Source organism: Vibrio diazotrophicus, assembly GCF_038452265.1.
GTDB classification, from domain to species: Bacteria; Pseudomonadota; Gammaproteobacteria; order Enterobacterales; family Vibrionaceae; genus Vibrio; species Vibrio diazotrophicus.
Map to the genome: position 1 here is coordinate 2,017,566 of NZ_CP151842.1, position 19,521 is coordinate 2,037,086.

A 19,521-nucleotide genomic window follows, 5' to 3' on the forward strand; every position below is an offset into this window, starting at 1 on the left:
AGGGCTATTGAATGACACACTATATTGACTCCGGCAAACGCTTCTTACTAGATGACCCAACTCTAGTACCCAACAGCGCGGGATATTTATGGAATAAGAAGATGATGATTCATGTGAATTGTCAAGGTTACGCTGTAGCTCAATATATGAATCCTGAGCCTAAAAAATACGCTCACAACCCGAATATGGCTGCCACCAGTTTTATGCAGCCAGAGCAACCGTACTTCGCTCACCATCCAGGTCGCTTTTTCTATCTGAGAGATGATGAAAGTGGTGAAATGTTCTCAGCGCCTTTTGCACCAATGAAGAAAGAATTGGACAGCTATCAGTTCCTACCCGGTCTCAATGATATTAAATGGCATATCAAGCACTTGGGTATCGAAATGGAAATGACGCTGACCCTTAGCGCCGATTTTGTTGCTGAGCTTTGGAAGGTCAAGGTTGTGAATCGTGACAGTAAGACGAGAAAAATTTCTCTCGTCCCCTACTTTCCGGTCGGCTACATGTCTTGGATGAACATGGCGGCTCACTATGATGAGACGCTGAATTCAATTGTTTGTACCTCCATCACGCCATATCAAAAGCTTGAAGACTACGAAAAGAACAAACATCTTAAAGACATCACATACTTTGCCTGTGATGTGCGCCCGACTCATTTTGAAACCAGCATTCCTCGTTTCGAAGGACAAGGTGGTTTACATAATCCAACCGCCCTTCAACAAGGTAGTTCATTAAGCGATCAGGCAAACTACTATGAAATGCCTGCGTGCATTATGCAGTTTTCATTAGACCTGCAATCTGAAGAAGAACAAGAGTTTAACTTTGTATTCGGCCCAGCATTGAATAAAGCGGAGATCAGCCACACCCTAGAACAAACTCTGGGTGCGAATAAGAACCAGACTGTGGCTGGCTACAAGAGTTATATTGAGTCAGGTAAAGGGGGGTTACAGGTATCAACACCGGACAAAATCTTTGATCAGTTCGTTAATAACTGGCTGCCTCGTCAAGTGTTCTACCACGGGGATACGCATCGATTAACCACTGACCCACAAACACGTAACTATTTGCAAGATGGCATGGGCATGGCTTATGTCAACAGCCAAGAGACTAAGCAGGTTATTCTCACCTCTCTGTCACAGCAGAAACGCGACGGCGAAATGCCTGACGGTATTCTGTTAACACCAGAAGCCGAATTAAAATATATCAACCAGATCCCTCATACTGACCACTCAGTCTGGTTAACACTCATTCTTGAAGCCTATTTGAATGAAACCAATGATTGGGCGCTGTTGGATGAACCTGTCCCTTGGGCGGATTCTGATGAGAAGAGCAGCGTATTGGAGCACATGAACCTTGCCATGGAATATATGTGTCACGCCCGTGATGAACGCGGCTTGCCTTATATTGCGCAGGGAGATTGGTGTGACCCAATGAACATGGTGGGTTACAAAGGCAAAGGAGTTTCAGGCTGGTTAACCCAAGCATTAAGTTTTGCTCTGCAATCTTGGATTCGCCAATCACGCGGTGTTAATCACAGCGAGAAAATCGAGCAATTCCAGCAAACCGTCGATGAGCTAGCAGTTATTGCCGACGAGTATTTATGGCAAGGCGACTGGTATGCTCGTGGTATCACTGACGATGGTGTGACCTTTGGTGTTCCACAGGACAAAGAAGGACGTATCTTCTTAAATACGCAAAGTTGGGCTTTCCTAGCCAACATGCCTAATGAACAGCAAACTGCACGAATGCTCAAAGCCGTCGATGAGCAGTTGGATACGCCTTATGGTGTGATGCTATGCGCACCTGCGTTTACGGCTATGCGAGAGGATGTTGGCCGTGTGACCCAAAAATGGCCTGGTTCCGGCGAAAATGGTTCTGTGTATAACCATGCCGCGGCTTTTTATGCTGCGAGTATGTACAACATTAAGCAGTCCGACAGAGCCTTTAAAACTCTGAGAAAGATGTTAGCCGATCCAGAAAATGAGTCATTTACTCAACGAGGTCAGCTACCTGTATACATTCCAAACTACTATCGCGGCGCATACTACCAATTCCCTGAAACCGCAGGACGCTCAAGCAACCTGTTTAATACGGGTACTGGCGCTTGGTACTACCGCTTAGTGATTGAAGAGTTATTTGGCTTGAAAGGCTGCCAACAAGGTCTTGTGATTGCACCGCAATTACCTTCTGACTGGAAACATGCTCATGTATTGCGTCAGTTCCGTGGTGCCACATTCGATGTTGAATACCAAACAGTAAACAGTGAGAGTGAAGCAGGCATTTTTGTAGACGGCAACCGGCTGTCTTCGAACGTGATTGAAAATATTGCTGCGGGCAAAACTTACGAGGTCATTGTTCGCATTTTCCATCGCTAACAATCCAACCTAAGAACTACCCCATAGGTCAGAAGTAATCACTCTGACCTATGTTCAAGCCTCGTCAATCAAGCCTCTAACAAAAACTAAAAACAATTTAAGTCAAACTATGAGTGATAAAAAAAACCAACATTCTGCGGTGTTCATCATCATGGGCGTATGCTGCACGGGTAAATCAACCGTAGGTGAGCACTTCGCAAAAGCCATTAACGGTAAGTTTATTGATGGTGACGATCTGCATCCTAAAGCCAATGTAATTAAGATGTCTCAAGGTCAGGCACTGAATGATGATGACCGAGCCCCTTGGCTTGAACGAGTCCGTGATTCTGTTTTTAGTATCGAAAAGAAAAACGAAATCGGCGTAATAGTGTGCTCGGCACTAAAGCAGACTTATCGCGACAAAATACGCGAAGATAACAACAATGTGGTGTTCTTGCATCTTCATGCCGACAAAGAAATCATCGCACAACGAATGCAAAACCGTGAAGGCCACTTTATGCCTCTGTCACTGCTCGACAGCCAATTCGCTACTCTTGAAATGCCTTCATTACAAGAACCAAATACTCATCAAATTGATATCACGGGTTCCATTTCTGACGTCGTTAATCAGTGTGTTTCCGTTAGTAAGGCTTATTTAAGTTAACAAATACAACTGCGTTTGGGGTTTAGTACCTGTAAACCTTGCGTGATTAGAAACAAAAACGCCTTCTTTCAAGAAGGCGTTTTTTATTAGGTTTTCGTTATTAACCGAGTTCTTCTGCTAATAACTGCTCATCAGATTTCGGCTTTTCAGTTTGTCCGAAGCCTCTTAAGCCAACCACGTGCACGTGCTCATGATCTTTGAACACCTTACGCACCAGTTTATAGGTTGTCCCCTTCTCTGGGCTGATGTTTTCAGGAGCCGCAATCAGAAGCTGCATATCTAGGCGGTCACATAACTCGAACAGGGTTGCAATTGACTTAGAGTCAAGACGCGCAGCCTCATCCAAGAACAACAGACGACATGGAACGATGTCTTTACTACGCAGACGGCGAGACTCTTCTTCCCAGCTTTGAACCACCATCAACAGAATTGACTGACCAGTACCAATCGCCTCACCAGTAGACAGTGCGCCAGATTCTGCTTGTAACCAACCATCTGAACCACGGCTTACCTCAACACTCAGTTCTAAGTAGTTACGGTAATCCAGCATCTCTTCGCCCAGTACCTGAGCAGAGCGCTGCCCCATATCGATATGTGGGTTCACACGTTGGAATAGCTTCGCCATCGCTTCTGAGAAGGTGTAGCGAGAGCTTTCAAACAGATCTCTATGCTGCTCATGATTGTCTGACAGCCCTGTTAATAGGATTTCATGACTTTCGCGAACTTTAACATTCAGACGAACGCCTTTCACCTGACCAAAGGCAATGTTTGACAAGCCTTGGTTCAGCATGCGGATTCGGTTTTGTTCACGCTGAATGGTTTTGCGAATAATGCTCGCCACCGATTCAGAGCTGATAGCCAAACGGTTCTCACGCTGAGTCAGCTCTTCGGTTAGACGTGCCAGCTCCACTTCCATCTCTTCGATAGCTTCAACTGGATCGTCAGTACGAATGATGTCTTGACGAATACGTTCGCGAAGGTGCTGATAAACAGCAATGTAGAACAATACTTTACGTTCAGGGCGAGCATTGTCTTCCGACTGACGTAGCGCATCACGCAGATCTTCATTGTTTGCTACAGCCAGACGCAGAGCACCCAATGATTTATCTGACATAGAACGCAGTTCATCCGCAGACAGGTACGCAAGTTCACGTTTGTGCAGACGACGCTCTACATCGTTTTCGCGCGCTAAACGCAGTACAGAACACCAACCCGCTTTCGCGTTGACGACAAACGTACGTAAGTCACGGTAGTCTTTCTCAACTTTCTTAAGACGCTTGACCAGCGCTTTCATCTCAAGGTCAGTTGAAGTGATAGTACGTTCGTATTCACTCTTACGAGCTCGAGAAGTGTGCAGACGTTCATACAGTTCATCACGACGACGTTGCGCGCGCTCTAGCGCACCTTCATCAGCATGAACACCGAACTCTTGTAGTTCTTGCTTAAACTCTTGAACCGTTTCTAGTTTTGCCTGATGCGAGCTCTTCAGCGATGCCAATACCTGATTGTATTGACCAATTTGTGCTTGAGACTGTTTCAGTTCTTCACGAGTACGATTACGAGTACTTTCCGCTTGCACTAGCTTCGCTTTCAACTGCTCACTTAATTCACTGCTTTGACTCAACATATCCACTGAGTCTGAATAAGCGAAGTGATGACGACGTTCAACCAAATCAGATAACGCGAAGATCTGCGCTTTCAATTGTTGAAGTTGTGCATCCGCTTGCTGATATTGCTCTTCCAGTGCGTCGAATTGCTCTGGGTCTGCGTCTAGCGCGTTGACCACTTTCTCTAGCTCAGAGATAGTTTTTCCATGAGCCGAAATAAAGCTTTTCGATTCACTCAATTGAGCAATCTTTTGTGCGATTTCTTCTACTCGTTCCGCTAGAGAATCGTCTTCAATCAGCAACATATTCGGTGCAATTTTATCTAGGGCAGAAATCGCTTGTTTGCTGAGCTGCACTTGACTGCGTTGTTGTTGATCTTGACTGTCTAACTCAGCCAGAGTTCGAGCGATTTGGTTACGTTTATCACGCGCAACTTGAATTGCTTGCTCTGGGTCTGCATCAAACGCGACGTGCAGATGCTTGGCGACAAACTCATTGAAGCTGGTGTATAGACGTTGCAGCTTTTGCGAGTCAAAAGCAGCTTTCGCGTGTTGTTCCACCACATCTTCACGTTCAGAACGTAATAGTTCCAAACGTTGTTCACGTGCTGCGCGGCCAAACAGAGGAATAGCTGGCAGACGTGAATAACGAATCTGACGATCATTGAACTGAACACAAACCGCGCCATCCAGTTCTTCAGCATTAAATGAACTGTCGTCGAACGCGTCTACATCACCTTCAATCAGGTAGAGATCTTCAGGACAATCATCCAGTTCAATGAGCTTTTCTTTGATACCTGTGAGGTCAGAAACCACAATCGCGTGACGTGCTGGACCATACATCGCACTGAAATATGGTGCATCTTCAATAGTGATATCGTCATAAATTTCTGACAGCAACACACCGCCAAGCGTATCGGCTAAGCCTTTCAAGCGAGGATCGTTCGAACCACTTGGAGACGCTAAACGTTCAATTTCTTGCTCTAGAACATCACGACGCTCAGCAAGCTTATCTTTCGCGTTGGATTGGACTTTCTCTTGCTCCAATACCTGCTGCATTTCTGCCATAACAGATTGGCTGTTAGCCAGCTCTGCACCGCTTTGCTCACGCAGAATTTCTAGTGCATCGTTGGCTTTAATCCAAGCAGGAGCGATAGCTTCAAGCTGAGTGATTTTCTGCACTTGGTCTTGCTCTAGACGACGCTGTTCACTGCGTTTTTCACGCAGTTCTTCTTGTGTCGATTCTAAGTTTTCCAATACTGCTTGATGGCGTTCTAGCTCTTGCTCAACCGCCATTTCATCACTCAAAGTGACGTTGTGTTGTTTTTGGTAGTCATCAGCAAGTTTACGAACAGCGGTTTGTTGCTCTAAGCGACGTTCTAAATCTCGTTGCTGCGCATACCATTGTTGTTCGTTTTGCGTCACTTGTTGTGCTTCATTCGCACGACGAATCAGTGTTCTTGCTTCTTGAGCTGCATCTTGGCGTTCAACATTGCCCAACACGCGCTTCACTAAGCTAAACGCATTCTCAAACTGAGATGCTGCCGCAGACGACATATCGAGTTTGTGTTTCAGAGACAGTAACTCTGAAGTGCGCTCTTCCTGCTGCTGCTTAAGCTCTGCCACTTTCGCTACGGCGTTTTCAGCAGTGATGGCTTCATCACCCAGTAGCTGCTGCGCTTTATCTAGCGCTTGCAATGCTTGTTGGTATTGCAGTGCACGGGTTTGCTGAACATCCAGTGCTTGTTGGTAATCGGCCAGTTGCGTCTTAAGGCTATCCACCTCTTCTTCCGCAACTGTGGCCTGCTCTTCGGCTTCTAATAAGCGCTCCTGAGCTTCTTCAACCACCATCATCTGTTCTTCAAGACGCATGTTCAGCTCTTCAAGATCATCCTGATAGCGTTCAATCTTCTCTTGCTGGCGCAATGCGTTTTGAACCAGTTGCAGATGGTCAGAAGCACCTTGATGGTCTTGCTCAAGTGCAGACTCTTGTTCTACCAACATTTCAAGTTCTTCATGCACTCGGTTAAGCAAACTGTTTTGCTCAATCAAGGTTTCACGAGAGCTCATTAACTCTTTGCGCAGTTCAAGCGTCTGACCGACTTTATTGCGACGATCGTTTGCGTGACGCATGTAGTCAGCTGCTACGTAGTTGGTTGATTCAGTAATCAGGTGTTTAAACAGATCGCGGTCGGCTTGGGTTGATTTGATCGCTTCAAGCGTCATGCGGTTTTCACGCAGCGCCGATTCCATATCTTGGAACGCTTTCTTAACGCCGCCATTTTGCGGCAATAGGTAATCACGAAGCGAACGAGTAATCGCACTTGAAATACCACCGTATAAAGACGCTTCAATTAAACGATAGAATTTAGAGCGGTCACCACTACTGCGCAGTTTCTTCGGCAGAACGCCAAACTCAAACATTTGCGCGTGGTAATCCACGGTAGAGCTAAACGCTTTGAAGTGTGCACCTTCAATCGCAGAGACTGCGGCTTTCACATCGTTGATTTGACGTACGCGCGCATGCTTGTCTGAAACCGTTTCGATTAGGATATCAGTCGGTTTGATATGGCTTGGCAAGCCTTGAATAAGGAATGGTTTGATATCCACTTTCTTATCACGACCAGCGACTTGTTGCAGCTTCACGCCAAACAATAAGCGTTGTTTGCGAGAGTTCACCACATCAAGTGCTGCGTAACAAGCACCCGGTTGTAATTTACCGAACAGACCTTTGTCACGAGATGCTTGCGAGCTACCCGCTTCTGTCGTATTGCGGAAATGCAGTAAGCTTTGGTCAGGGATAAGCGCAGTGATAAACGCTGCCATAGTGGTCGATTTACCGGCACCGTTACCGCCAGATAGTGTCGTTACTAAGCCATCAATATCAAAAGTACGAGCAAAGAAGCCGTTCCAGTTGACCATGGTCAGCGATTGATACTTACCTCTTTCAATCATGCTTCACCTTCCAATTCTGTATCATCGACTTGCTCTTGATCTGTTAGGGAATCCTCGTCTAACAAGTCTTCCTCTAATGAACCTTCATCCAACAAACTATGTTGATTCGGTTCCTGATTATGCACAACAGCTTCACCATCGCGGATCAGGCGCAGCTGCGCTTCACGCATATCGTCACCTACTCGTACATCAGCACCGAAACGGAATACCGCTTCACTGATACTGAATTTTGAGGTTTCGCCGATATTGATAATCATGCCGAGACGACGTAAACGACGAAGTGATGCTCGAACTTTTTCAAACAGTTTCTCTTTATCCAGATCAGAACCGTTGGCTCTGTTCGTCACTAACTTCATGAGTTTTTTCTCATCGGTTAGCGCAAGCAGCTCTTCATACAGCTCTTGATTGGTAAAGATACCCTCATGAGCCAAACGCTCAGGGCTAAGATAAAGGAAACAGAGCACTTTACCCACCAGCATGTCCAGCTCGGACAAAATACTGCGGTTGATAAGTGTTGTAGAACGCGGACGTAAGTAGAAGAAGCCTTCAGGGGCGCGTACCAGTTCGGTGTTGTAACGTTGGTAAAATTGCGCCAGTTCCGTTTCAAAATCCGATAGGAATGCGTGATTATCTAAATCGTCGCTGGAAACATGTCGACCCGCACGCAAGGCACTGTCCAGTGCAGGGAAAAGCGGATTGCTGATCGCTTTCGCCAGATTCTCTGGCATGTATTCATTAATATCTGTCGATGACATTTGCTTGTACCTTTGCACCAAAATCGTTGATTGCTTGCCAGTCCGGCTGAATCGCTCGGTAGTCCGATTCGGAGTAACCGAGTCGAACGGCTTGATCAACAACTATTCGTGCTAAATCAAAATGATGAGTTTTTGGATGAGTGGCGAGGTAATCGCGCAATACAGCACCCAAATCTATCGCTTGTCCTTGGTCTTTATGCACTTGCAGCATTGCGCCAATTCTCTCAGCAAGTTCATCGTTTACTTGCTGGAATTCTTCGTACTCTACTTCGTCAGGAACGCTACCTGTCACTTCGTCATCGCGAAGCACTAGCGCTTCATCACGAAGATCCATCAAGCGCTCAGCATCGGCATAGGTTAAATACCAAGGTTGCTCAAAGTAGTCATTGAAGGATTGACGCAGACGTTGGCTAAACGCACGGTTTTGGTCCATATCAATAGCGGTACGAATGAACTTATGTACGTGGCGGTCATAACCAATCCACAAGTCAATCGCCTGCTGACCCCAACTCGTGATTCGGTCGAGTTTCATCTGCAAGCTGAATAAGGTCTCTTCAATAAACTCAAGTTCAGGATTGCCATACACAATCTCCTGAATATCTAAAATCTGAGTTTGAAGATCATCGCCAGCGGTTTGCAAGGTATCTTGCAGCTCGCGCAATGTTGAAGATGTTTCTGAAAGTAGCTCTTCACAGTTATTGATGGCTTCACGCCAATCTTTATTCAGAAGCTCTGCGATTTGCTCTTTTACGGATTGCTGCTGCTCATCCATGACACGTTGATTTAAATCAATACGGTCAAAGATTTCACCCACAGAGTATTTCAGCACACCGAAAACGTTCTTTTTCCAGTGTCCAACTGAGCCACCTTGCTGTGCAGATTCGACAGCTTTTGCCATTTCGTCAGCCAACATAGAGAGTTGGATAGACAGCTTCAGCTTAGAGAACTCTCGGTGACGAACGTAGTAATCGGTTATGCCTATCGCTAGTGGCGACAGTCGATATATGCTCGCCCCTTCATTGAGTTCGCTGGTAAAGCGACTGATAAGACGTTGTTTAACTAGCTCATTAATGGCGTTGTTAGCACGAAAAGCCGATGCTTCACCTGTATCTTCAAACATTCGAGTGACTATAGTGAATGCATCGTGCAACTCGCCTTCACCGAGTTCTTCATCAAACCTTTCGTTACTCAGCACTGCAATTGCAATGAGAAATGCGAGTCGCTCAGTCGATAGATTTAATGAGAAATCATGCTGTTTTACCCAGCTAACCAATTCATCAATAGGTTGCTCAACAGCTTTCTGAGTTAACTCACCCATTGTTATTCCTGTTATTGTTTTTTCTTAGCCCATACATGTATGTATCGGCCTAATGAGAGGTATGGCTCCTGACGACAAAATTTTCGTTCTAAAGCCAATACATCATCGTATTGGTATTCGCCCATGTTTTTCACATTGCCAATATAATCACTGAAACAGCGAATACCTGATTTTCCTTGTATCTCAAACCCTGCGTCCTCTATCCATTGGTACACTTCCGTAGGAAGTAATCCGGTTTGAGGTTGGAGCTTGAATCGTTTTCGATGCGGCATCCCCTCTAATACATGAGGAATATTGCCACAAACCGCATTTTTATATACCAGCCCGTGATAGTTGTAGAACATGATAGACGCCATCCCTCCCGGCTTAACCTGATCTAACAAGTTTTCCAATGCAGGTTTAGGGTCTGCCAGCCATTCCATCACGGCATGAAACATCAGCACATCGACCGGTTCACTCAAATGCTCCTGAATTTTTTGTACAGGAGAATGAACCAGACGATATTGATCAAGCAAACCATGATTGGCAATATCCTGTTTGGCTAGATTGAGCATTTCAGAAGAAAGATCACACAAGGTGACACGATGCCCAAGTTTGGCGATCTTCTGTGACATCTGTGCGAGTCCACCTCCTGCATCAAGGACATGCAATGGAGCTTCTGACTGGTCAAAATTTGTTAACATCTGTATGAGATCTTCCCAAACAATGACTTGGCGGATTTCTCCTTTGTCAGAGCCATAGATGTTTTTTGCAAATTTGTGGGCAATATCGTCGAAATTGCGATCTTCTGTCACGGCGGCTTGAGTTATGATAACGAATTCGTGCTGCTATTTTGTCATAGGAATAGCAGGAATAAAGAGGGTTTATTCCTTTTTATTATCAAGTGCTGTTTTTTCGGACTATTTTGTTTATGTTTGAGCTGAAAAAGATTGTTTCATCCTTTTTAATGCCCTTGCCAGCACTGCTGATTGTGGGATTCATCGGCTTAATGCTGATTATGTTTACTGCCAAGCGTAAGACTGGCAGCCTAATCGTTTTATTTTCACTCACCAGTCTTTTCCTTATTTCGTTCCAACCAATATCAACTCGCTTATTGATGCCACTGGAGCGTCAATACTCTGCTTTCCTTCCTGTGGAAGGGGCAATTGACTATGTAATGGTATTAGGTAACGGCCATGTTGTTGACGACGATATACCGCCTACATCGGAACTTTCTCGTACTGCACTAATGCGTTTAGCCGAAGGTATACGCATCGTTCGCATGTACCCGGGGTCTAAACTGATTCTTTCTGGCTATTCCGGCGGCAGTGAGTTCAGTCATGCTCGTATGCTGGCGCGTGTTGCTTTGGCTCTTGGCGTCGCAAAATCCGATATCGTGTTGTTGGAAACAGCTAAAGATACATGGGAAGAAGCAAGACAAGCCGCAGCTTTCGTGCAAAACAGAAAGCTCGTATTGGTTACTTCGGCTAGCCACATGGAAAGAGCAATTAAAGAGTTTGAATCGGCTGGGCTAAACCCCATTCCGGCGCCAACCAACTTTCTGGCGCAAGTAAACATCGCGCAACCTTGGGAAAAGTACACGCCTAAAGCACGTTATTTGGAACAAACAGAACGATTCTGGCACGAGAGTTTAGGTCAACTTTGGCAGGGTCTGCGTGACTATGTCGCTGGTTATGAAGAAACCGTAACACAAAACCAGTAGTAATATTCACACTCTGTTAAGACCCGCCTAGTGCGGGTTTTTTCTTATCTTTACAGCACAATTTCCAAACAAATTAATCAGTAAATTTCATATAAAGCGCAATTATTGCTTAGACTTAGAAAAAGGCTGAACCGGAACTAAGCGATGAAAGAAATTAAAGCATTCAATGACAAACGTGCTGAAATTTATTGGTGGCTTTCAGGTCTGTATACTCATGAGCTCACTACACAAGAGTTAGCACGTTATGATTCCCCAGAGATTCATAGCTTCTTAGCAGGTCTTGGTGAGAATGCGCATTTAGCAGAACCTAGCCAAACGTTCATTTCTGTCCTCGACCGGCTCCTCAAGCAACAGGATGCTCAAATTCAAATAGCCAACAGCTTTGATCATCTATTTTCAAAATGTGATGAAAATTCTGCACTACCCTATGCTTCACTCTATTTTGATAAATCTAAGCTTGTTGATATATCCCCAGCACAAGCGATTGCGGATCTGATGGAACAAAATGGCGTTCATGTACAGAAACAGGCAGATGAGTCTTATGATCATCTTTCTATCGAGTTGGATTTTCTTGGCCACCTAATTATCCGTTCGAATGAACTGGAAAAAGAGCCGCATATGGAGAAAGCACTTCAGTTTCAAGCAGACTATATCCGTAATCATTTACTGAGCTGGGTGCCAGAATTTTCTCTTCATTGCTCAAGTGTGGACAAATTAGGGTTTTATTCTTCAATCTCCGTATTATTAGTTGCTTTTCTACAACTTGATTTACATTACCTTACTGGCGACTGATTCTCGCCGACAGCTCATTTTAGGCAATGAATTGTGACTACCGTTGAGTTTGCGCTTATGATTTGTCGTTGCGAGCTAACCGTTTGCGGTTTAAACTCAACAGCAAAAATATGATTAATCATTATTTAAAACGCAAACCGCTGTTTCAAAGCGGTTTTTGTGTTTTAGTGACTTTAGGCTAGAAGCTTTTCAACTTCGCCGCTGCTGAATCCGGCCAGTAATCGGGTTTGTTTGACCTAATAAAATTTAGCTAAAATCAGCAGTCAAAACAGGACAAATCTATGGCTACGATTAAAGACGTTGCTCGCTTAGCAGGCGTATCAACCACAACCGTATCACACGTTATTAATAAAACTCGCTTTGTAGCAGAAGCAACTCAAGAGAAAGTTCTTGAAGCAGTAAAAGAGCTAAACTACGCACCAAGTGCGGTAGCACGTAGCTTGAAATGCAATACAACACGTACTATCGGTATGTTGGTTACTCAATCCACCAACCTATTCTTCTCTGAAGTTATCGACGGCGTAGAAAGCTACTGTTACCGACAAGGTTATACGCTAATTCTGTGTAACACGGGTGGTATTTACGAGAAGCAAAGAGACTACATTCGAATGCTGGCTGAAAAACGTGTCGATGGTATTCTGGTGATGTGTTCTGACTTCACTCCTGAACTATCAGAAATGCTTAATGCACATGCTGACATTCCAAAAGTTATTATGGACTGGGGTCCAGAAGCGTCTAAAGCCGACAAGATTATCGACAACTCTGAACTAGGTGGCTACTTAGCAACTAAGTACCTTATCGACAGAGGACACAAAGACATCGCTTGCCTCAGCGGCCATTTAAACAAACTGGCTTGCCAGGAACGAATCGCTGGTTTCCGTCGCGCGATGGGCGAAGCCAATCTAGAAGTAAATGATAACTGGATTCTAGAAGGCAACTTTGAGTGCGACACTGCCGTTTTAGCAGCCGATAAGATCATCGCAATGGATAAAATGCCAACCGCAGTGTTCTGTTTTAACGACACCATGGCGCTGGGTCTAATGTCGCGTCTGCAACAGAAAGGTGTTCGTGTACCTGACGATATTTCTGTCATTGGTTACGACAACATTGAATTGGCTGAGTACTTCTCACCACCACTGACAACTATCCACCAACCGAAACGTCGTGTGGGTAAAAACGCTTTCGAAATCCTGCTAGAACGCATTAAAGACAAAGAACACGAACGCCGTATCTTTGAAATGCATCCAGAAATCGTAGAACGCGATACAGTAAAAGATCTCACAAAAGAATAAGTTACACTTAATAGAGCCCTAGAACTTCCTAGGGCTTGCGAGAAGTCTCTCGCAAAATTTTTCGATTGTAATAAAAACAGTAAACATAAAGTTCACTTTCTGAACTAAAATCACATTTAGCGCACATAAATGTGATGCTAATTCAAGTTTTTGATTATTATTTTCAGTCTAGTGTCACGCACAGGGCAAACCATTTGAAAGGATGGGACGCAAAGCCTCCGGCCTAAACCAAACGATGTTCATTCATCACTGGTAGGTAGCGGGGTTGCCGATGGCAAAAATCTATACATGAGTTGACTATTGATTGACATACTTCATGTATTTTTTTGCTATTCTCTCGGACCTGAATTTGGTGGCGTATTAGTTAATACACCGAGACTAACAGCATGGATAAACCAGTACTAAAAGACTCAATGCGGCTTTTTGAGCAGCTAGGATGTGTGAAATCACGTTCTATGTTCGGAGGGTTCGGCATTTTCATCGACGACGCGATGTTCGCTCTAGTGGTTAACGACCGACTGCACATTCGCGCAGATGATCACTCCTCAAAAAATTTCCAGCAACAAGGATATGAACCTTACGTTTATAAGAAACGTGGTTTCCCTGTTGTTACAAAATATTTCGCTTTACCTGAAAATGCTTGGGAAACCCCAGAGCAGATTATTGAAGAGGCGAAACAGGCTTTAGAAGCAGCAAAGCAAGAACGTGAAACTCAAGCGAAAGCGAAACCCGATCGCCTTAAAGATCTGCCTAACATGCGTCTGGCTACAGAGCGTATGCTGAAAAAAGCAGGCATCGATTCTGTTGATATGCTTCAACAAAAAGGTGCACTCGCCGCGTTCAGAGCGGTACAAGAGACTCACAACACAACTGTTGGTTTAGAGTTACTTTGGGCATTAGAAGGTGCAATTGAAGGTAAACACTGGTCGGTGATTCCTCAATCTCGTCGTGACGAGTTAATGCAGAAGCTTTAAGTTAAAAACTTACCTTAAGTTTAAAAGCACTCTTTACGAGTGCTTTTTGTTTTTCAGCAGCTTTCTGTATTTAAGAAAAGTGAACCCAGATTGAAATTAAAAATCGACTTTCCCTTTCTTATTAACCATAGATGAAGGACATTTAATAATAATGAGCCGACTATTTTGGAGTAATTAATGAGTCGTAAACTGATACTGGGTTTAGTTTTAGTCGCTGTGGTTGTTTTTCTCGGTATTGAATTTAGCCAATATCTAACTCTTGAGAATGCAAAAGCTCAACAAGCAAACCTTTCTCACTACATTGAGCAAAACCTTCTCTACTCAGCGCTGATATATTTTGTTGCTTATGTGGTTATTACCGCCTTTTCCATTCCCGGCGCAGCGGTTGTCACTCTACTCGGAGCCGCTTTGTTTGGCTTTTGGTTTAGCCTTGCGTTAGTCTCTTTTGCAAGCACCATAGGGGCAACGCTCGCTTTTCTCAGCAGTCGTTACTTACTTAGAAATTGGGTTCAACAACGCTTCAGTGACAAACTCAACGCGATCAACACAGGTGTAAAAAAAGACGGTTCTTTCTATCTCTTTACACTAAGACTAATTCCCGTGTTCCCGTTCTTCCTTATCAATCTACTGATGGGGCTTACACCTATTTCAACCGCTCGCTATTATTTAGTGAGTCAACTGGGCATGCTTCCGGGTACCGCTGTTTACCTTAACGCAGGCACACAGTTAGCCGAGATAAAGACACTTGCAGGCATTGTTTCGCCAACGGTGTTGCTCTCTTTCGCCTTATTGGGAGTATTCCCTTTCATAGCTAAATGGTTACTGTCTAAACTTCAAAAGAGAGCGATCACCAACGAGTAGTATGAAAATATTCATAGCTCAGCACCCTGCTGAAGCACATATCGTGTACGGATTATTACGTCAGCAAAGCATTCCCTGCGAAGTAAGAGGGGAAACCCTTTTTAGCGTTCGTGGGGAAATTCCTTTTGACGAGTCTTCATCACCTTATGTCTGGCTGCTGAACCTTAGCTTCATAAAACAATCAGAAGCCATTGTCCGTGACTACTTGCACCCTATAAACGGAAATGAGCCTGAATGGCGTTGTGAGCATTGTGGGGAACAAAACGAACCACAGTTCGGATTATGTTGGAACTGCGGCTCAGAGAACAATTAGAGAACGGCTACGCTTTCAGCGTTAACTGTTTGTTGATGAAGTCGATAGAAACGCGGTTAAAGACTTCCGGCTGCTCGATATTACATACGTGGCCGCAATTGGGAATTTCCCAAAGCTCACTTTTCTCATGCATAGCAACCATATCTTTAACTGGCTGAATAAACATATAGTCACGCTCCCCCATCAAATATAAGGTTGGAATCGGTAACTCTTTGTCACGGAAGCAACGCATCATTGGATTGATTTCTGCGCCAAGCGTAAACCAGCGCTTAAACTCCTTCTGGCAGAGTTTCTTTGCTTCTCTAACGAATAAATTGCGAGATTGCTTTTGGCTACGCTGAGGCATCACGATGTAAGCAAATAGACGATAGAGCCACATGTACGGCACGAAATTCTTACTTATATGCCCGAGCTTAACCAGTATTTGCGAACGCACATTTAGACGAGTAACAGCACCACCCAACACCATAGAACTGACTCGCTCAGTGGCAAGCTCTGCAAGGTTGCGAACAATAATGGTACCCAATGACATGCCAACAAAATGCGCAGATTGAATCTTTAGGTGGTCGAGCACTCGCAACACATCTAATGTCACTGACTTAAACGTGTACTTGTTGCGGATTAAGTCTTTGATAAGCTGGGGTGATTTACCGTGACCACGCAAATCGACGAATAGCAAATTGAAGTGCTGCTTATACGCTTTAATTTGCTTAAACCAAATGGCCGAACTACCTCCAGCACCATGAACAAATACCACCCACTCTTTACTCGTAGGATGATGGTAAGTTTTATGAAAAAGCATGCTTTGAAGCATTGATACCACTTAATTTAAACCAAAGAAGATGGCACGAGGTTACCACAGACTGACCTTTCAAGGTGATTGGAGTTGTTAAAAAATGTCTTCCAAAGTCGACCAGATCAAAAACAGAGCGCTAAGGCTCTGTTTTTATTCAAGTGAACTTTCAGTCAAAAATTGCGTAGTGATACATTTTCACATATTCCAACGCGGATTCTCGCCAACTAAAGTCACATCTCATCGCTCGTTGCTGAACTTCTAACAGTAAATCTGGATGTTGCAAATAGAACAGCAGAGCTCGTTGCATGGTGATAAGCAGAGCCTCTGGTGACGGTTCTTGGAAACCAAACCCCGTCGCTTCGCTAGGGTATTTGTCATAGTCTAATACCGTGTCTTTGAGACCGCCGACTTCACGTACGATTGGCAGCGTGCCATACGCCATGCTGTAGATTTGGTTTAGACCACACGCTTCAAATTCAGAAGGCATTAAGAAGAAATCCGAACCTGCTTCAACAAGGTGTGCATATCGGTTGCTGTACGCCTCAACAAACGCAAATTGCGTAGGGTGAGCGCTCGCTATTTTGTGCAGTTGAGCAGCCACTTCTGGCTCCCCTGTACCCACAATGACCAACTGAACATCGTTGTGCAGAAACTTCTCCAAAATAGGAAGAATGTAGTGAAAACCTTTCTGGTGAGTCAGCCGACATACCATACCAAACATTGGGACATCACGCTGCGGTAGCTGCAACTCTTCTTGCAATACTTTCTTGCTGGCAAGCTTACCCTTCTTCAATGATTTCGCGTCATCGGAGTAGACTTCAGGCAAGTAGGTATCCGTTCTTGGGTTCCACTCGCTATAATCACAGCCATTAACGATGCCATGTAAATCACGGGCACGGCGCACAAAGTCATCAACTAAACCATGAGAGCCAAGAGGAGTAAGAAGCTCTGACGCGTAATTCGGGCTAACCGCATTTACTTTGTCTGCAAATGCAATACCTGCTTTGAGCATACTGATATGGTCGTGACCATATTCAAGAAATTCCATACCAGTGAGGTTGAGTTCTGGAATCACTTCCAGTTGATGATGCGAGAACACACCTTTAAACATCGCATTGTGGATGGTAATGACGCTTTTCACACCAGCGAAATACGGGTCATCTTTGAAGCGAGTCTTCAATAGAAAAGGCACTAGACCCGTATGCCAGTCATTGGCATGAATGATGTCTGGCTTGATTCCTAACTTAGGTAACACATCCAAACAAGCAGAGGAGAAAAAGCCAAAGCGCTCCCCGTTGTCATGGTAAGCTTGATTACGTTCCGCATATAGCTCAGGGCGGTCAAAGTAGGCATCGCAATCAATAAGATAAATCGGTACGCCTTCCAGTTCTGTTTGGCGAACCTGATAACGAATATGAGGCCAATGAGTGAGTTCTGTTTCGAGAATCACTGGCGATGAGTTTTTGTCTGGTACCGTGCGGTAGCCAGGTAAAACAATGGCGACTTGATGACCGAGTTCCAGCAAGGCTTTTGGCAGAGCCTTGGCTACATCAGCCAAGCCTCCACTTTTTACTAGTCCTTGAACTTCTGAAACGGTAAACCACACATTGAGTTGTTCCTTTCTAGAATCCAACTTTCGTTCCTTTTGCTATGACGACGATTCCGTCATCAGATACATGGAATCGTTGTCGGTCCAATTCTAAATTTTCACCAATAACAGTACCGGGGGCGATTTCAACATGCTTGTCGATGATGGCACGCTTAATTGAGCAACCCGCCCCTACTTTCACATCACCCAAGATAACAGATTCACTAATCAAAGAGCCAGCCGCAATATTGCTTCTAAATCCCAAAACTGATTTGTAAATGGTTGATCCTTGGATATAACTACCACCAGAAATTAAACTGTCTGTGATTTTAACCTTACGCTCACCAGAATCAACAAAAGTTGCAGGTGGTAACGGTGGATAGTAGGTGTGTAAAGGCCAACTACGGTTGTACAAAGAGAATGGAGGGTTCTTAGACAGAAGATCCATATGTGCCGACCAATACGATTCTATCGTACCTACATCACGCCAGTAGGTTGTTTCAATCTCTCCTTTGATTTTATTTTGAGAAAAGTCATACACATAGACACCACCATGGGGAAACATCTTCGGAATAATGTCTTTACCAAAGTCATGGCTTGACTCTGTATTCACGGCATCTTCTCTCAACTCATCACACAGTACCGTCGATTTAAAAATGTAGTTACCCATTGAGACCAAACACCAGTCTGGGTCTCCCGGAATTGGCTTAGGATTCTCAGGCTTCTCTTCGAAGCCAATCATCTGGCCTTCACTATCCACTTCTATTACGCCAAATTTCGAAGCTTCTGTTCTTGGCATTCGCAATGCTGCTACCGTCAGCTTTGCTTGTTTTTTAAGATGAAACTCCAACATTTGACGAATATCCATTTTGTAAACGTGGTCAGAGCCAAAAATACAAACATCTGCAGCGCCTGATTGTTCAACAAAGACAATATTCTGATAAATGGCATCGGCCGTACCTTCGTACCAACGTTTACCATCACGCATTTGTGCAGGAATAATGTCGATAAAACGATTAGTAATGCCAGAAACGTTCCAGCCTTTTTTCATGTGAATATAAAGGGATTGTGATTTGAATTGAGTTAGAACATAGATCCTCATTAAGTCTGCGTTAACAAAGTTATTTAGGGCAAAATCAATCAACCGGTAGCTGCCACCGAAAGGCACCGCGGGTTTTGAACGCGTTTCGGTTAATGGCATTAGACGAGATCCTTCGCCGCCAGCCAATATCATTCCTAGTACACCAAACATATATAACTCTCCATTTATTATATTGACGTCTACCTTGCGTTTTTAGTTGGGGGGGGGACAAGGTAGCGTTGCAGACTGTGCCATGCTTTTTCAAAGAACTGACTGGAAAAGCAACAAGTTACATATCTGCTCTTAAGTTTATAGCAGTAGAAAGTATGTAGAAGATGACATTCCCGTTCATTAGTTATGGGTAATATTCTAAAGTATGAGTTTCAGCACAAGTTCGACGATTCTAATTACACTAACCAGACAATAACCCGTTAGCGAAACGCGCAATTTCAAAAAAGAAAAAAGGGTAG

Annotated in this window: 15 protein-coding genes and 1 riboswitch; of the genes, 8 read left to right on the plus strand and 7 right to left on the minus strand. The window is 44.3% G+C overall.

Features of this window, described 5'->3' with window-relative positions:
* Positions 1 to 11 precede the first annotated feature (11 nt).
* Together AAGA51_RS09215 and AAGA51_RS09220 are read left to right on the plus strand one after the other, a co-directional pair.
* Positions 12 to 2,375, plus strand: coding sequence for a GH36-type glycosyl hydrolase domain-containing protein (locus AAGA51_RS09215; protein ID WP_042482010.1), 2,364 nt, complete (start codon positions 12 to 14; stop codon positions 2,373 to 2,375).
* Between the two features lie 109 nt (positions 2,376 to 2,484).
* A complete protein-coding gene (locus AAGA51_RS09220; protein WP_042482008.1) occupies positions 2,485 to 3,018 on the plus strand; it encodes a gluconokinase in 534 nt (177 codons plus the stop codon).
* 100 nt (positions 3,019 to 3,118) lie between these two features.
* On the opposite strand, the gene mukB is transcribed toward AAGA51_RS09220, so the two are convergent.
* The 4 genes from mukB to cmoM are packed head-to-tail and all read right to left on the minus strand — an operon-like array spanning position 3,119 to position 10,446.
* The gene (gene mukB / locus AAGA51_RS09225) at positions 3,119 to 7,579 is read right to left on the minus strand and encodes a chromosome partition protein MukB (RefSeq protein ID WP_042482007.1); all 4,461 of its coding nucleotides are present in this window, start codon (positions 7,577 to 7,579) and stop codon (positions 3,119 to 3,121) included.
* Complete coding sequence (gene mukE / locus AAGA51_RS09230) at positions 7,576 to 8,334, minus strand: chromosome partition protein MukE (RefSeq protein ID WP_042482006.1); 759 nt, start codon at positions 8,332 to 8,334, stop codon at positions 7,576 to 7,578. Before mukE ends, mukB begins: the two co-directional genes overlap by 4 nt.
* Complete coding sequence (mukF, locus tag AAGA51_RS09235) at positions 8,315 to 9,652, minus strand: chromosome partition protein MukF (RefSeq protein ID WP_042482005.1); 1,338 nt, start codon at positions 9,650 to 9,652, stop codon at positions 8,315 to 8,317. Before mukF ends, mukE begins: the two co-directional genes overlap by 20 nt.
* Positions 9,653 to 9,663: 11 nt before the next feature.
* Positions 9,664 to 10,446 (minus strand): tRNA uridine 5-oxyacetic acid(34) methyltransferase CmoM, encoded by a 783-nt coding sequence (cmoM, locus tag AAGA51_RS09240; RefSeq protein ID WP_042482003.1) that lies wholly within the window; start codon positions 10,444 to 10,446, stop codon positions 9,664 to 9,666.
* Between the two features lie 89 nt (positions 10,447 to 10,535).
* Between cmoM and elyC the strand changes: the two genes are divergently transcribed.
* The 6 genes from elyC (at position 10,536) to AAGA51_RS09270 (ending at position 15,586) form a co-directional block, all read left to right on the plus strand.
* A complete protein-coding gene (gene elyC / locus AAGA51_RS09245) occupies positions 10,536 to 11,354 on the plus strand; it encodes an envelope biogenesis factor ElyC (protein ID WP_102986048.1) in 819 nt (272 codons plus the stop codon).
* A gap of 144 nt (positions 11,355 to 11,498) precedes the next feature.
* Entirely contained in the window at positions 11,499 to 12,146 is a 648-nt protein-coding gene (gene torD / locus AAGA51_RS09250) for a molecular chaperone TorD (protein WP_042482000.1), read from the plus strand.
* A gap of 281 nt (positions 12,147 to 12,427) precedes the next feature.
* Positions 12,428 to 13,438 carry an HTH-type transcriptional repressor PurR gene (gene purR, locus AAGA51_RS09255; RefSeq protein WP_042481999.1) on the plus strand — a complete coding sequence of 337 codons (1,011 nt, stop codon included), beginning with the start codon at positions 12,428 to 12,430 and terminating at the stop codon, positions 13,436 to 13,438.
* Between the two features lie 174 nt (positions 13,439 to 13,612).
* Positions 13,613 to 13,711: riboswitch (cyclic di-GMP riboswitch) on the plus strand.
* Positions 13,712 to 13,824: 113 nt separating this feature from the next.
* Positions 13,825 to 14,412, plus strand: coding sequence for a TfoX/Sxy family DNA transformation protein (locus tag AAGA51_RS09260; protein WP_042481998.1), 588 nt, complete (start codon positions 13,825 to 13,827; stop codon positions 14,410 to 14,412).
* Positions 14,413 to 14,589: 177 nt separating this feature from the next.
* Positions 14,590 to 15,273: a TVP38/TMEM64 family protein gene (locus AAGA51_RS09265; RefSeq protein WP_042481996.1), complete on the plus strand. Its 684-nt coding sequence runs from the start codon at positions 14,590 to 14,592 to the stop codon at positions 15,271 to 15,273.
* A gap of 1 nt (position 15,274) precedes the next feature.
* A complete protein-coding gene (locus AAGA51_RS09270; protein WP_042481994.1) occupies positions 15,275 to 15,586 on the plus strand; it encodes a DUF7577 domain-containing protein in 312 nt (103 codons plus the stop codon).
* A gap of 7 nt (positions 15,587 to 15,593) precedes the next feature.
* Here AAGA51_RS09270 and AAGA51_RS09275 read toward each other — a convergent pair whose 3' ends face one another.
* The 3 genes from AAGA51_RS09275 to glgC all read right to left on the minus strand — a co-directional run bounded on the left by AAGA51_RS09275 (position 15,594) and on the right by glgC (position 19,222).
* Positions 15,594 to 16,400: an alpha/beta fold hydrolase gene (locus AAGA51_RS09275; protein ID WP_042481992.1), complete on the minus strand. Its 807-nt coding sequence runs from the start codon at positions 16,398 to 16,400 to the stop codon at positions 15,594 to 15,596.
* A gap of 148 nt (positions 16,401 to 16,548) precedes the next feature.
* Positions 16,549 to 18,015: a glycogen synthase GlgA gene (glgA, locus tag AAGA51_RS09280; RefSeq protein ID WP_042481989.1), complete on the minus strand. Its 1,467-nt coding sequence runs from the start codon at positions 18,013 to 18,015 to the stop codon at positions 16,549 to 16,551.
* Positions 18,005 to 19,222: a glucose-1-phosphate adenylyltransferase gene (gene glgC, locus AAGA51_RS09285; protein ID WP_042481987.1), complete on the minus strand. Its 1,218-nt coding sequence runs from the start codon at positions 19,220 to 19,222 to the stop codon at positions 18,005 to 18,007. The genes glgA and glgC overlap by 11 nt, the downstream gene beginning before the upstream one ends.
* Positions 19,223 to 19,521 lie beyond the last annotated feature (299 nt).